The organism is Prevotella communis, assembly GCF_022024115.1.
Lineage (GTDB): Bacteria > Bacteroidota > Bacteroidia > Bacteroidales > Bacteroidaceae > Prevotella > Prevotella communis.
Genome location: NZ_CP091792.1, coordinates 174288 through 190285, shown reverse-complemented (window position 1 = coordinate 190285; position 15998 = coordinate 174288). Strand labels below are relative to the sequence as shown.

The window sequence follows — 15998 nt, the reverse complement described above, 5'->3', positions numbered from 1 at the left end:
CTTTATTGATTGTGTGACAACAGAAGGTCTTCCAATTTACTGAATTCAGCACTTAATAACAAAGAAACACCATCCAAGGCATTACTATCAATCATACCCGTCTCTGGGTCAACAACTGACTTGCAATAAAAATCTTTGCCATTCACGGATTCACCCAAAGAATAAACGGAACACTCATCTTGTGTCAAGCAACAATCCTTGTCAATAATCTCTGCAAGTTCCTTATCAATTCCTTCACCATATTTTTTTATCAACAAACCAGCAAATAGAGAATTGTTTAATGCAGAGAGAAGGTACGGACTATGAGTAGTGATTGTCAAAGTCCGACCATCGCTGTTGACAGTCTTGAGTATGTGTCTTAATAGACTAACCTGCTTATCAGGAAACAGATTCGTTTCTGGTTCCTCTATAACGAAAGAAGAGTATTCTCTTTTATTGACTGCATACTGGAGAACCAACAAAAGAGGTATTGTTGACTGAATGCCTGATGAGGCATAAGACAACCTGTTCCTTTGATTGCTGGAATGGTCCGTAAAATAATCGTCAGAACCGTCATATTCGTATGATACATTCAATAGCGGAGAATCATAGTTATTGTAGGCAGACTTAGCATTTTGGTATTCCAGAGAAAAACGGAGAAGATTTTGAGGAATTGATTCTCTGACAAGGTTAAGAGCGGGCAATGCTTTGCTGAAAAAAGAGAAGAAGTTTCGTTCTGCAGGAATATAGATAGAATTAAAGACCAACTGTTGTAATGATGATATCAAATCTTTAGGCTTTGCTCCTTTTGCGTTGTCTACCAAATCTTTCAGTTGACTCAAAAACTGTTCTTGATGAAAAATTGGTTTCAATCCTGCAAGCGTTTTAGTGATTTTGTCTGTATCTTTTATGCTGGTCTTACCCTTCGTAAGAGAGATGCTTGCCTCCTTATTTGTTATTGTTAAAATGAGGTGTATTTCTTTCTCAAACCACTCATATTGAATATGGTAATCATCCTTACTATAGATATCCAGTCCATATGATTTCAACTGGTCTGACCAACCTTTATGACCATAACGAATAACCATATTTAAAGAGAATATGTCGGTCATGATAGTAATCAGTTTTGCAATCGTACTCTTACCTATAGACTGCTCACCAATAAGTAAATTAACGGCCTTAAGTTCTAATTCTGAATTTATAACAGGCCCAAAATTTTTGATTATCAATTTTCTCATATATATACAAAAACTTTTCTACTAGGGTGACAAGGTGAATGACAAATGACAAGTCGCGTCACCTATAGTTGTGTTGTTTTACTTTAGAGGCTCATTATAGAAAGATCAAAGATCAGGGGGACGGTCGTGTCACCTGGAGGTCAAAGGCGCTGTATCAGGTCACTTAACAATGTTGACTTCTGTCGCGACTCGGCCGTCATAGTGCAAGCACTCACGGCACTCGCTGCTCCAGAAGTTCCCAGCCCAGTCAGACGTTGTAACTGTCATACTGAAGCACCCATATCTAACAAGAGTCTTAATGATTCTCTTTGTATTTCTTTATTTAACTTCCGGGAAATCTTATTTTAAAATCGGGGGACCTAAAGGTCCAAAAATAAATGTCACACAGATAGCACGGATATCACAGATGGACTCGCGCTAAAGCGTGAGTAAGGCGCCTAAAGGCGAGATATCGAGTTCTACTCGCTTCGCTCGTCGAAGAAATCGTGGGAAATCTCTTTATTCTTTTTTGCTAGAGTGAGCATAGTATCTTCGACTTCACGAAATGCTCCACTTCCCAACTCGACCTTTTTATTGACGTCAATAAAATGGTCCGAGAGTGGCTGTCCTACGTTCACTCAGTCTCGTCTATCATGCAGGCCGCCTCTTCGTAACTTTTAAACAGTGATTGTATTTCTTCTTGTTTCATAAATCTACTCTCTTTGCTATATATATGCCTCATAGGAGGCAGGAATCGGTAAAATCAAGAAAATCGGGATAAACCGACATAAATGACAGACAGGTGATTGTCGCGTGAATGAAGGCTGATGGATGACGGCTGATGGCTGAGGGCGAACACGGAAGCACGAATTGCACGGAAACACGGAAGGTTCACGCTAAAGCGTGAGGAGGGAGGTCGCGAAGCTCAAAATTTGAAGAAAATTAAATTCGAAAATTATAGGGACCTAAAGGTCCTAGAAATGAAGGAGTGCCTCTTGCGAGGCAGAAATCCAGCAAATCTTATCAAAATCGAGCAAATTGTTGAAATTGAAAAAAACAATAAAAACTCCTCTACTGCTGTCTGCAGCCTATGGCCTCATTGCTACCTCGCTCGTTTGTGCCTGAGAACGCGTTCTCGCACAAAGACCGTGCTATCAATGGGTTCGCTTAACGAACCGCAGAAAGCATCCGAGGCAAAAACAGGAAAAACAGTTTCTTCCCTGAACCTAACATCAACGACAGCTTTTTGATGAACATTAATTACCATTAATTGGAACATTAATTTATCATTAATTAGCTCGCGCTAAAGCGTGAGAGGGAGGGGGCACACAGAAAGCACTGAAATCACAGAAAGGAGAATCGTAGACGATTCTGGAAATAGGAGTCGCCCAAGGGCGAGAAATCGAGCAAAATCGAAACAAATTTTCTTATTACCGGTTTTTCCGTCGGAGACTTTGGCTCTGACAAAACATTCCGCAGAGAAGCGAGGACGTTTTTCAGAGGTGAAGTCGAGAATGCCGTCAACACCGGATTTGCTTGGCGATGGAGAGGAAGCGGCGGATGACAAGGGGACAGTCGGGGTGCGACTGACGCCAGGCCTTCACCTGACAGCGGTACTCAGGGTTGTGAGTGACGATGAACAATGACATCGTTAAATAACATGAGATGTCATTGTTTGGAATCACGGGAACCGGAGTCACGGAATCACGGAAGGCGGAGCCCGGATTCACGGAGTCACGGGATTCGGAATCACGGACTACGGATTCACGGAGGACGGAGCCCAGAATTACGGGATCCGGAGTCACGGAATCACGGAGTTCAGGATCTACATCAGACTTCAAACCTCCGACATCAGACATCTTTTCTACCTCAGACATCAGGAGCTGTTCCACCTCCTGCTGGCGGCGGGCTACCTCGTCTTTGTCGTTCATGAGGTAGGCGCAGATGAGCATCAGGGCGGCGAACTTGGTGCGGTTGGCGGGGTCGTCGAACTGGATGGTGGTGTACTGGTAGAGGAAGCGGAGCTGGCGCTGGTCTTCCTTGTTGAGCTCGTGGGAGCCTTTCTTGCCATGCAGATGGCAGAGGAGCTCGATGAGCTGGTCCTCGAAATGACCGATGACGGGGTCCTGGATGAGCCGCTGGGCCTCTGCAGACGTCAAGCGGACATCAGAGATACGGATGCCGGGGACGGCAACATGCATCTTGTTCTGGAACATCGCGAAGGTGATGGTGAGGAGGATCTGGCCCTCACGCTCACGGATCTCCTGGATGATACCATCGCTGCCTGCCATAGGACCACTGATGACGGTGACACGGTCGCCCTCACGGACTTCGTCGGAGGGTTCGCCATTAAGAATCTGGAAATCGTAACGTTTGATGACGGTCATGAAACGCTGCACCTCGGCATGGCTGACCTCCACCGGGTCGCCATGCTCATCACGATAGGCATAGAGACGATGGGTGAGCGCTTTGTTCCACGGGCTGTTCAGGATATGCTTCACGATATCATCCTTCGACGCACAGATAAAGATGAAATGGTGCAGGTCGCTGCGCAGCGCACGCTCATCGAGCATGGCATCATAGTCTTTATAGTCGTCATCAGGAGAGTTTTGTACCTGGCGCTGTCGGAGTTTCAGGTCCTCGAAGGGGATGAAGAAATTATATGAATACGAGACTTCCCCAGAGGCATCGAAGACCTTTCGCCTGCCACTGAGAATCTCTCCGATCAGGTCTGCATCCGGATGACGGAGGATGCACCATCGTTTTTCCTTATTGTCTTTTCCTGTTATATTGCTACGATTCATTAGAGACGAGTTCCGCTTGGTCCGCACAGTGGGCTGTTTGGACAATTTCTACTTTTATGGGTGCTCGGGGCACCCTTCCCGTTGGTTCGTCATGCCTTTGCGTTTTCCCTTGTCAGTCCCCGCAGGGGGTACTTTCAGAACGGCGGCAGAGTCACCTGTCTTGATACTACACAAAACTGTTCATTTTGGTAAGCAGAGATGTGTATATCGGTGCAAAGGTACGAAATTAAACTGAAACCGGAAAGAAATTGCAAGTTTTTATTGGTTTGACCACGGATTTAACTGATTTAACGGATGAAAAGGGGGAATGAGTCGGTGAAATGGGTGCGCACACGGAAAAAATTTTTGGTCGCACAGATGGCACGGATGGCACGGATTTTGGCTCGCGCTAAAGCGTGAGCGGGAGGGGGTCACACAGAAAGCACGGAAAGCACGGAAAGGAGAATCGCCAGCGATTCTTTATTATTTTGAGTGGCCTATCGGCCAGAAATCGAACAAATCTATTCAAAATCTAACAAAATCTTGATATTATATTATTTGCTCGATATGTTTCGATTTGTTCGATTTCTTCGACGAGCGAAGCGAGTAGAACTCGATTACTCACCGTAAGGTGACTCTTTTTTTAGTGGCCTTTAGGCTACTCCAAGAAAAAGATGATTCAGATTATAAGAAAATGAAGATATTGTCGTTAATTAATGAAGAAGAGTTCTAATGATTATGGATTTAATACAAGAATATAATAAGAGATACGAGTTTTTCAAGGATATCACAGGCGAAGCAATGCGTGTTCACCGAAAATATCATGGTGGTTTATTGGAGTCGGCTTATGAAGCAGCCTTAAAATACCTTCTTGAACAGAAAGGGTATACTGTAGAACGCCAGAAATTTCTTCCAATTTATTGGGATGATGTACGATTGGATCAGTCATATCGATTAGATCTTGTTATCAATGAAAAGATCATAGTTGAACTTAAGGCCATAAGTCATATAGATTCTCCTCATCGCCGTCAGTTATGGAATTATATGAATCTTACCCATCTACCTTATGGAATGCTCATGAATTTTAGTCCTGATGGCCTTTATAGTGAATGGTACCATCGTGACCCATTGCTTGGAACCATAGACAGAATCAAGTTGATGTAATGATGGCATAACACAATCCAGAATCGCCAGCGATTCTTATTATTAAGTGGCCTATCGGCCAGAAATCGAACAAATCTATTCAAAATCTAACAAAATCTTGATATTATATTATTTGTTCGATTTGTTTCGATTTTGTTAGATTTCTCGCCGTAAGGCGACTCCTATTTAAGTGGCCTTTAGGCCACCCCAATAAAGAATCGTCTACGATTCTCCTTTCTGTGATTTCCGTGTTTTCTGTGTGACATTCCTCTGCTCACGCTTTAGCGCGAGCCAATTGGCATCTTCATGCCTCTCCCTCTGTGTGAATAAAACATAATTTTCTTTGTGTTTTCAAGTGTAATTATTACCTTTGCACCAAACATAAAAACCTTTAACGATTACAAATAATGAAGAAAGTATTTTTTCTTGGCGCTGCAATGATGGCAGCAACACTGGGTATGCAAGCCCAGAAAACAATGAAAGCCCCTGCTGGCGGAAAGGCAATCAGTGACGAATTGATCGGTATCTTCTTCGAGGATATCAGTAGCGCTGCCGATGGCGGACTCTATGCCGAACTCCTCCAGAACGGCTCTTTCGAGTTCAACCCCGGAGAGCGTGACGGCTGGGGCGCAGGCACCGCATGGAAACAGATTCGTCCGGGCCACTCACTGGGTACCCTCCAGGTACGTATGGATAACCCTATCCACCCGAACAACCCCACGTATATGCGTCTGCACACAGAGCGTGTCAAGGAGTACTATGACTATAAGGGCTGGAAAGGCTTCGGTATCGAAAACACCGGTTTCAACGGTATCAGCGTGAAGGCCGGCGAGAAATATGACTTCTCTGCCTTCTTCCGTAAACCTCAAACCTCAAACCTCCAACCTCAATCCTTCCAGATCCGTATCGCATTGGTCGAGCCTCAGGGCTGGGGCAAAGACCCCAAGCTCCTGGCTGAGGCACACCTCGAGATCGACGCTAAGTCATGGCAGAAGTGCGAGGCTGTCCTCGTGCCCGAGGCCGACTGTAAGAATGCTTCTCTGCAGATTCTGGTGCTCACACTGGGCGACCTCGATATCGACCAGGTGTCACTGATGCCCGAGGATACCTATAAGGGTCATGGCCTCAGAAAAGACCTCGCCCAGGCACTGGCTGACCTGCATCCAAAGTTCATGCGCTTCCCTGGCGGCTGTGTCGTTCATGGTGGTGGCGACGGTTTCTGGGATACCTATCGCTGGAAGACCACCATCGGTCCTAAGGAGCAGCGTAAGGGTCTGAAGAATACCTGGGGCTATCACCAGAGCATGGGTCTTGGCTATTTCGAGTATTTCCAGTTCTGTGAGGACCTCGGCATGGAGCCCCTGCCTATCCTCCCTTGCGGTGTCAGCTGTCAGGGTGCCAATGGCGGATGGAACATGTACCCCACACAGGCACAGGATGCCGTTCCTATGAGCGAGATGGACGAGTGGGTGGCTGAGGCTATCGACCTCATCGAGTGGGCTAATGGCGATCCCGCCACGAATAAATGGGCAAAGATGCGTGCTGATGCCGGTCATCCCAAACCCTTCAACCTGAAATATCTGGGTCTGGGCAATGAGGAGAAGATCTCTCCTGAGTTTGCAGAGCGTTTCAAGTATATCTACGAGCGTGTCACCAAGGCCCACCCCGAGATTATCATCGTGGGTACTGCCGGTCCTGGCTCTCACCCCGGTAATGCCGACCTCGAGAATGGCTGGAAGCTGGCCAACGAGCTGGGCATGCCTATCATCGACGAGCACTACTACGAGCCCAACAGCTATTTCCTCAATAAGCGCCAGTACGACAACTACCCCCGCGACCGCAAGACGAAGGTCTATCTGGGTGAGTATGCTGCCAAGGACAAGAAACTGATCGATGCCCTGGCCGAGGGTCTGTACCTGCTCCATGTAGAGCGTAATGGTGATATCGTGTCTATGACCTCTTATGCTCCTCTCTTCGCCCGTAAGGACAATACCAACTGGAACCCCGACATGATCTATTTCGATAACGAGCGTGCTTACCTCACCTGCAGCTATTATGTGCAGCAGCTCTTCGGTCAGTCAAGCGGTCAGTATTACTATGGCGACTGTGTGAAGTTCGAGGGCGATGCCGCTGATGTCATCCAGCCTCAGGAGAATGTGCACTATGGTCAGTCTGTCATCCTCAATGTGAAGACGCGCAAGCTCTACGTGAAGATCTGTAACGCCTCTGACGAGGTGAAGAAGGCTAACATCAACCTGAGTCGTTTCGGTATTAAGAAGAACGCCATCAAGACTGTCCTCACTGGTGCTGCCAATGATGAGAACAACTACGACAAGCAGCCCATCGCGCCTCAGAAGGAGACCGTCAAGGCTCAGAAGAAGTGCACCCTCGACGTGGCTCCCTACACCTTCATCATGCTGGAGTACACCCTCTAACCCGTCTCCCCCACAAAATCTCTCTATACAGCCCGGCCAACGCCGGGCTTTTTTCATGGTCGCCTATCGGCTCAAAATTATAAAAAAATTAATTTCTAAAATTATAAAGACCTAAAGGTCTAGAAATAAAGGAGTGGCCTATCGGCCAGAAATCGAACAAATCTATTCAAAATCGAACAAATAATTTTTGAAAAAACAAGAAAAAACATATATACCTTGCCCAAGGTGCCCAAACCCCTAACATCAATGATTTTTCTTTTTCAACATATAATTGCCATATAATTGGAACATTAATTTTTCATTAATTATTTTTTTTCAAAGCAATTGAGTTGGTCGTAAATATGCTGCGAAGCAATTAAAGATAATTAATGGTTAAATTACATGATAATTAATGTTCAAAATAAAAATTTGCTCGATTTGTTCCGATTTTGTTGGATTTCTGCCTCGTTAGAGGCACTCCTCCATTTCCGGACCTTTAGGTCCTTATAATTTTTTTATTTTAATTTTCTTATAATTTTGAGCGAAGCGACCTCAAATAAAGAATCGCTGGCGATTCTACTTTCCGTGATTTCAGTGATTTCTGTGTGACTTTATTTCTGGACCTTTAGGTCCTTATAATTTTTTATTTTAATTTTCTTATAATTTTGAGCCTTTAGGCGACCCGTATCCCCGGAATCGTCTACGATTCCCCATTTCTGTGATTTGACTTTCCCCTTCGGGCCGTCGAGCTAAACCTTCCGTGATTTCTGTGTGAGATTAGAGGATGGTGACTGAGAGGACCTGGGAGTCCTTGCCGCGGTAGAGGATGTCGGCGAGGAAGGTGGCGGACTCCGTGTAGATATACAGGGGGAGATGGTCGCCGTAGGCGGGGACATAGGGGAAGCGGAGGTGGATAGTGGTGCCAGAGAGGTAGTTGTCCTCGGGCGTGATGGCATCATCGCTATCCAACGGGTGGAGGGAGAAGACGGGGTCGGTCATGGCGAGCACACGGGGGAGCTCCAGCTTCAAGTCGTTGTCGGGGCTGGAGAACCAGGAGAGGAAGGTGTCCCACCACGAGCGGTCGGCCGTGGGATCCTCCTCGGGAGGCAGGATGGTGATGCCCTCCTGGATGGTGCGACGCAACTTCTGCGGCTCCAGAGAGTAGGTACGCAGGTACTCCTCACGGGCCTGCGCCTGCAGAGCGCTGGCATCGCGCTGTCCGCCCCGCAGGAAGCTCAGCGCATGCGACTGCTTATAGTTGACATCATCCACCCAACAGATGCGGTCGTCGGTCATAGCGATAGCACGGATACGCGTGATATCCTTATACGTCTTTCCCGGATAGCGCAGGGTGACGGTGTCGAGGTCGGCCGTGGTATGCTTTGCGATGATATTCGCCGTATGCGGCACCTTGATGACATCGTACTCATCCTTATACATATCCGTATAGTGGATGCAGAGGAAGACCCGCACATTCTCCAGGTCGAGGTCGGACCGGTTGTTGATCCTCACCCGCATCACATCATCACTATCCCAGAAGAGCCACTCCGACTCCGGTTCGATGCTCACATCGATATACGACGACTCCAGGAGCAACCCCTTGAACGCCCCGTAGAGATGCTCCTCACAGAACTGCATATCAGAGAGCAGTTCGTCGTAGATACCCTGGTTGCCACGACGGAAGAAATGGTTATAGATCTCCTCACGGCTCTGGTCCATCTTTCCCTGGTCGGCATAATATTTCGCCTTCAGGAGATTAGGCGAGAAGAGGCCATAGCCCTCCATGGTAGAGGCATAGAGACGCCGCAGGTACTGTCCCTCGGGCGTCCGCGTGAGGTAGTTACGCCTATTGTAGCTGTCGAGCATATCCGTGAGCTGTGCCGCCTGCCGCGGATACTCCACACTGGCCTGGTGGAACCTGCTCATCGCCGCCTGCTCATTGCCCAGCTGCTGTTGCAAGAGCCCCTCGAGGACCAAGGCAGGAGCCGTGCGGGAGGGGTAGCGAGTCGCGTAGCGCGCGAGCGTCTGCGAAGCAATTGATAATTGATAATTGATAATTGATAATTGATAATTGACAATTGACAATTGCTGAGGAATCACGGAATCACGGAAGATGTCAGAAGGAAGAGGGAAGAGGGAAGAGTCAGGATTCACGGAGTCAGGGAAGATGTCTGATGTCTGATGGCTGATGGCTGAATCATTAACCATTAACCGTGAATCTTGAACCTTGAACCTTGAACCTTGAACCTTGAACCCTTTAGACTGGATGATCAGCGCCATGGCGTGGAGGAGCATGGCCTCGGGGTTGTCGGGGTATTTCTGGAGGATGGATTGGGTGTGAGAGAGGGCCTCCTCGGTGCGACCGGCATAGAGGGCGAGGTAGGCCTTGTCCTTCTCGATGCAGAGGGCATCGTACTCCTGCATATATTTCTTGTAGATAGGGGTATAGTCCTCGAGGTACTGGCGGTAGGAGGCGCGGAGCTTCTGGAGGTCGTCACGGAGCTGGGACTTCAGTTTCTTATCCTTTTCGTACTGGGCGAAAGCCTCGTTGGTAGAACGCTCGGCATCCTCGCCATTGACGATGCCCAGGACGGCGAACATATCGCCCAGGGCGGCACGGAGGAGCGTGCTGGCAGACGTATTACGGACGAGCGTCTCCCCGCCCCTGGCGGCACCACGCATCAGCATCCACGCATCCGACAGCTGCTCGTCCTGCTCGCGCAACCGGTACGTATATTCCAGGACGGGGAACAGTTTGCGCTTGGCCTCCAGCACATCGGGCGCCACGCCCGTATAATCCTGACGCGCCATATAGTCGAGGAACTCATCGAAACTCTCGGAGCGCACCTGTGCCAGTTCGAGCGCATTGAGCACCCGCACCGTCTTCTCCAGGTCGTAGTCCCTACCCGACTGCAGTCCCTCCTGCTTGCTGATAGCCTCATAGGCATCTACAAACTCGTCGACGGGCTTGTAGTTGTCGAGCGACAAGGAAAGCAAATCCACTTGAGTTTCAGAAGAGCACGACATCAGTGCTCCAACAAGGAGCAATGAAACGAGCCAGTTACAGATTTTCATACGCGTCAATAGAATGTTAATAGTGCAAAGATACGAATTAAAAACAAAGTAGCGCAAAGCGTTTAAAATCTTTAACGCTTTGCGCCACTATATGTTATAAGTTCAAGAGTTAATTCTTGAAGACACCGAGCTTGCCGTTCCACTTCAGGAACCAAGAGCTCTCGTCGGTGAGAGGCACAGACGTGGTGCCCTTTGTTCCGCGACGAGCCTCGATGATCTGCTTCATGGCAGCGGCAGGGTTGGCCTGACGCTTGGCGAAGCGCATGATGTCATAGTAGCGGGTACCCTCGAACGCAAACTCCAGCGCAGACTCTGTGAGCAGGAGTGTATCGACAGCAGCCTGCTGCTCCTTGATGAGCTTAGCACGCTTCACGGGGTCGGTCTCGATGGTGTCGTGAGGCAGCACATAAGTAGTGTCCATAGGTGTGTAACCTGAACCACGCATGTGGATACCAATCTGGTTGTGACCAGCAGCAGTCGTCTTAGCCAGATCCAGGTTGTCGCAGACACCATACAGGTTGTTGTCGAAGTTGAACTCAGCCAGGAAGAGTGAGTCCTTCTGAGACATCACGATGGTGTCGTTCTCAGCATCGTAGTTGTAGTAGCGAGACATCACATTCTCCTCGATAGCCTCGTTGCTCAGACCCTGGGCCAGAATCTGGAACGCCATGCGGGGATAGCCGGCACCATTGAGGGCCTCAGCCAAGCGCATATACACCATGGTACGACGGTAGATATGCACGTTACGAGAGTTGTACTTAGAGATGTCCTGCGTATCGATACGCTTGTTGGAAACAGCATCGATGGTATAAGACTGATCGTAATACCATGACAGACGCAGGTCGCCAGACCTGTGTTCATTCAGACCCTTAGGAGCGTAGTAAACACTCAGACCATTGGCAGCCAGCACACAGTTGTTCTGAGCCTCAGAGATATCGAACAGACGCTGAGAAGGCGTTACGCTCACCTTATAGTCATTCAGTTTAGTAGACGTGAAGATGTTACGCAGTTCGCTGTAGTGACCCTCAGCACGGATAGAGTCGCCCGCGATTAGCGAGATCAACTCAGCATTGGCATTCACCAATTCAGAGAAAGAAGCCACATCTGAGTAAGCAGTACGGCTGCTCCAGTTGGTCTGACCAGGTGTCCAGCAGACACGACTCTCCGTTGTAGGATAAGCAGAGAAAGCACCATTGCGCTCGCTGATATACTTATAGTAGTGACGGGCAGCATTCTTATAGTCCTCCACATTACCGGTCATGGTAGCACGCCACAAGTAGAGGTCGCCACGAACGATGCTCAAGGGGAAGTAGAGCAGTTTAGACTCCAAACCACGAATCTGACGATAGCCAGGCAGTTCGGTGTTGTAGCGCTCGGGCAGTGTAGCCAGGTCGTTGATGAAATACGTACAGATCTCCTCGATGTTCTTCTTACCGGCACTCTCAGCCTGCTCGGCCTGCTCCTTACTGAGCAAAGCCTTGTCGAAGAAAGGCACCTCACCATAGTTGAGCACCAGCTGCAGGTAAGTCCAGGCACGGATAGCCTTCACAGCGCAATACTCCTTCATGAAGATAATCTCGCCACGGTTGTCGTGCAGCGCCGTATCCACATGTTCGATGAAGTAGTTACAGTTGTTGATGACAGCATAGTAGTCGCTAGGCTGATTATACTTATTATCATCGCTGACATTGAACTCATAGATTTCGCGCAGGTCATTGTTAGCCACAGTAGTCAAGTCCACCAAGTCGCCACGCAGTTCACCCAGCAGGACGGTGCGGTCGGCCAGCGCCTGCAACTTTGTGAGGATACCCGTGACAGAATAGATAGAGTCCTCAGCAATATTCAGGTGCTCCTGGTCAGCATAGAGAACATCATCGCTCTCCTGCGTGAAGAAATCCTCACACGAAGTAAGCACGGGAAGAGCCATCATGGCTGCGGCGATGCCGCAGACCATTGATCCAGCCCCTTTACGATATATATTTTTAATATTCATAATCTTTTAGTTTTCAATTGTCAATTATCAATTGTCAATTATCAATTCTCAATTCTTTACAGGTTGATCTTCACACCAGCCACGATGCTACGGCTCTGACCCAGACGGCCCAGGTCGAAGCCCTGACCGATGACACTTGAAGTAGCAGTCATCTCAGGATCGCTGCCCAGATATTTCGTGAAGGTGAGCAAGTTGTTGCCCTGGATCCAGAACTGGAAGCCCTGCAGATACTCAGACTTCACAGGCAGGTCGTAAGAGAGTGTGACACTCTTCAGACGCAAGTAAGAACCATCCTCGATCCAGCGGTCGCTGAAACGTCCGTTGCCCAGAGGATCCTGGAATGTGATACGAGGAATATCCGTCTGCTGACCCTCCACCTGCCAGCGACGAAGCATAGCAGTGGTCTGGTTCATGAAGCGAGAGCCACCCTCGAGCTGAGAGCGCATATAGTTGTAGATATCATTACCCAGAGAGTAGTTGAAGTTGACATCCAACTTAAAGCGCTTGAAAGACAGAGAGGTGAAGATATTACCATAGATATCAGGATTAGGATCACCGATGAAGGTGCGGTCAGCATCTGTAATCATGCCATCGTTGTTCAGGTCGGCAAAATGCATATCGCCAGCCTCGAAGTACACATGGTCAACACCATTCTCGCCAACGAAATAGAGACCATTGGGATCATAGGTAGCGGCACCAGCGGCAGCTGCAGAAGCAGCCTGAGCCTCGGCCGTGGTGCTGAAGACGCCCAGAGTCTTGTAGCCATAGAAAGCGTTGGCTACGCCACCCACCTGCGTGCGAACGGTAGCACCATAGATTTCGTTGTCAATGAACTGCTTACCATCAGGCAGTTCGGTGATCTGGTTCTTATAGTGACCAGCGCTGGCACCAATCTGCCACTGCCAGTTCTTCAGGTTGAGCACCTTAGCCGTGAAGCTCACGTCGAAGCCCTCGTTCTTCAGTTTACCACCGTTAGACCAGTTCTCCTTCAGACCACTGAGGTAGCCCAGCTGCTGGAGTGTGAGCAGGTTGTCGGTCTTAGAACGGAAGTAGTTGAAGCCCAAGCTCAGGCGGTTGTCGAAGAAGCTACCCTCCAGACCCAGGTTCAGGCGACGGGTGGTCTCCCACTGAATCTTCGTGTTACCGATACCCTCGAAAGCGATACTAGAGATGGTGTGGAGGAACTGAGCAGCACGGAAATAACTGCGAGCAGCATAGTAGTCGATATCGTCGTTACCGCTGATGTCGTAACCGGCAGAGAGCTTCAGGTAGTCGATACCCTTCACGTCGGCCATCCAAGGCTCGTTGGTAACCACCCATCCGGCCTGGAAGCTGGGGAACACACCCCAAGCAGCCTTGAAGAGGCGGAAGTCGCCACCCTCCTGACCGAAGCGAGAAGAACCGTCGATGGTCAGGTTGGCCTGTGCATAGTAACGACCTTTGTAATTGTACTCAGCCTGTGCATACCAAGAGAGCGAGTTCCAGTTCTCACTGATACCCACAACATCCTTGTCCTGCAGAGAACCGCTCAAGAACGGTGTCTTATCACTACCAGTGTTGTAACCCACCTGAGAAGTAGAAGTGAAGCTCTCCCAGTTGATGCGGGCACCACCGAAGAGGTGGAGGAAGTGAGCGTCGAAACGCTTCTTCCAGTCGATACGGGTGTCACTCATTACTGAGTTCTGCTTAGAAGCCAAAGAACGAGTCTCGTTGTCAAAATCATTGTCACCCAAGCTAAAGACATAATATTTAGGCGTACCGTTGATGGGGATATAGAACATCTCGTTGGTGTTCACCAGGTTATAGCTGAAGTGCTCGCTCACGTAGAGGTCGCGTGCAATCTCCAGTTTCGGTGTCACCGTGAGGTTCAGCATAGATGTCTCGAAACGGTTCTTGGTATTAGCCTCAGCATACTGGTTGATAGCAGCGGGGTTGCCCAACTGCCAGTTGTATTTGTTGTAGTTGGCCAAAGCCTCACTCAGGTAAGACTCCGGGGCGACGTCGTAGTGCTCCTTAGAGAAACGGCCTGCACCCGTCTCGTCGTGACCATAGCTGTAAGCACTCATGAAGGGGCTCTTCACATAAGCCAGGAAAGAAGGAGCGGTAGGCGTACCCTCGTCATAACCCTCGGGCGCACCGTCGTTACGGATGTCGCGCGTCTGGTTGGCGAATGAAGCGTCAAAGCGAACAGACAGTTTGTTGCTCAGCGAGATGTCCGTATTGAAACGTACGTTCAGACGGTCCATATCATTATACTTCATGGTGCTCTGTGCGTTGGTATAGCCCACAGACAAGTTGTAGTTAGCCACATCGTCACCACCCTCGATATTGATACCATAGTTCTGCGTCATGGCCGTACGATATACATAGTCCTTCCAGTCTGTGTTCTGGTGGTACTGATCATAGTAATAGTACTTATTACCCCTAGCATCGTACTCAGACTTCAGGAACTTGAAGTCGCGCAGTGTGGTATTGGTAGATTTCAGCATCTCAGAAGCATAGCTGCGATACTGGTCAGCATTCATCACCGAGATATAGTTGGGCTCCATGGTGACGCCGGCAGAGATGTTGGCCGTGATACGGGTAGCCATGGACTTGTTGCGGCGTGTCTGGATCAGGATGACACCATTGGCACCCTTCGAACCGTAGAGCGCGGTACCGTTGCGGATGACCGTCACCTTCTCGATATCAGCAGGGTTGATGTTGTTCAGCACATCATTATAGAAACCATCGTGCAGCAAGGTGCGGCCATACTGCTGGTCGATGATCACGTCGTCGATAACGATCAGCGGCTGGGCGTTCACGTTCAGTGAGTTGAGACCCTGCATGAACATCACGCTACCGATACCGGGCGTACCGCTGCGGTTGATGGTGTAGACCTGACCACCGAGCTGCTTCTGCACCTCGTCCTTGATATTGATGGCAGGAGAATATTTGAAATCAGTAGCCCCGTAGTCACCACGTACGTTGGTCTGCAGACCATACTCGGCAGTGAAAGCAGAAGGATACAGATTCACGCTCTTCTGAGCCTCGTCCTTGGACAAACCGATCTTCACGGGGTTGTGGTCGGGAGAAGAAATATAGAGTGACGTAGAGAAGAGAGGCAACTTCAGAGAGTAGCTACCATCATCGTCGGTCAGCACACTATAACCATCGATATCGGCTGCGCGGACGATGGCACCCGACACAGGCTTTTGCGAAGCAGCGTCGAACACATAACCCTTGACGGTACGCGTCTCGTAGTGCTTCTGAACCCTTACTACACGCTTTACCTGAACAACCTCCTCTTCCTCTTCAGTATCTTCGTCCTGCGCAACAGCACAGAGAGGGAAAGCCATCAGCAGCGTCATTCCAAATAAGATATATCGTTTCATATCGTTCTTTCTTTTATTTT

7 protein-coding genes are annotated in these 15998 nt (G+C 48.9%); 2 read left to right on the top strand and 5 right to left on the bottom strand.

Translation table 11 applies throughout. The features are described 5' to 3' along the window. Positions 1 to 2: 2 nt before the first annotated feature. Both L6468_RS00660 and nusG read right to left on the bottom strand, forming a co-directional pair. Positions 3 to 1217 carry an AAA family ATPase gene (locus L6468_RS00660; protein ID WP_237794238.1) on the bottom strand — a complete coding sequence of 405 codons (1215 nt, stop codon included), beginning with the start codon at positions 1215 to 1217 and terminating at the stop codon, positions 3 to 5. A gap of 1499 nt (positions 1218 to 2716) precedes the next feature. Beyond that, entirely contained in the window at positions 2717 to 4000 is a 1284-nt protein-coding gene (nusG, locus tag L6468_RS00655; RefSeq protein WP_237794237.1) for a transcription termination/antitermination protein NusG, read from the bottom strand. 717 nt (positions 4001 to 4717) lie between these two features. Here nusG and L6468_RS00650 point away from each other — a divergent pair. After that, the gene (locus L6468_RS00650; protein WP_237794235.1) at positions 4718 to 5143 is read left to right on the top strand and encodes a GxxExxY protein; all 426 of its coding nucleotides are present in this window, start codon (positions 4718 to 4720) and stop codon (positions 5141 to 5143) included. A 386-nt stretch (positions 5144 to 5529) separates the two neighbouring features. Continuing rightward, positions 5530 to 7557, top strand: coding sequence for an alpha-L-arabinofuranosidase C-terminal domain-containing protein (locus L6468_RS00645; RefSeq protein ID WP_237794233.1), 2028 nt, complete (start codon positions 5530 to 5532; stop codon positions 7555 to 7557). Positions 7558 to 8313: 756 nt separating this feature from the next. On the opposite strand, the gene L6468_RS00640 is transcribed toward L6468_RS00645, so the two are convergent. The 3 genes from L6468_RS00640 to L6468_RS00630 all read right to left on the bottom strand — a co-directional run bounded on the left by L6468_RS00640 (position 8314) and on the right by L6468_RS00630 (position 15978). Continuing rightward, positions 8314 to 10611, bottom strand: coding sequence for an MCP four helix bundle domain-containing protein (locus L6468_RS00640; RefSeq protein ID WP_237794231.1), 2298 nt, complete (start codon positions 10609 to 10611; stop codon positions 8314 to 8316). 109 nt (positions 10612 to 10720) lie between these two features. Next, entirely contained in the window at positions 10721 to 12604 is a 1884-nt protein-coding gene (locus L6468_RS00635; RefSeq protein ID WP_237794229.1) for a RagB/SusD family nutrient uptake outer membrane protein, read from the bottom strand. Between the two features lie 56 nt (positions 12605 to 12660). Beyond that, entirely contained in the window at positions 12661 to 15978 is a 3318-nt protein-coding gene (locus L6468_RS00630) for a SusC/RagA family TonB-linked outer membrane protein (protein ID WP_237794221.1), read from the bottom strand. Between the last annotated feature and the right edge of the window lie 20 nt (positions 15979 to 15998).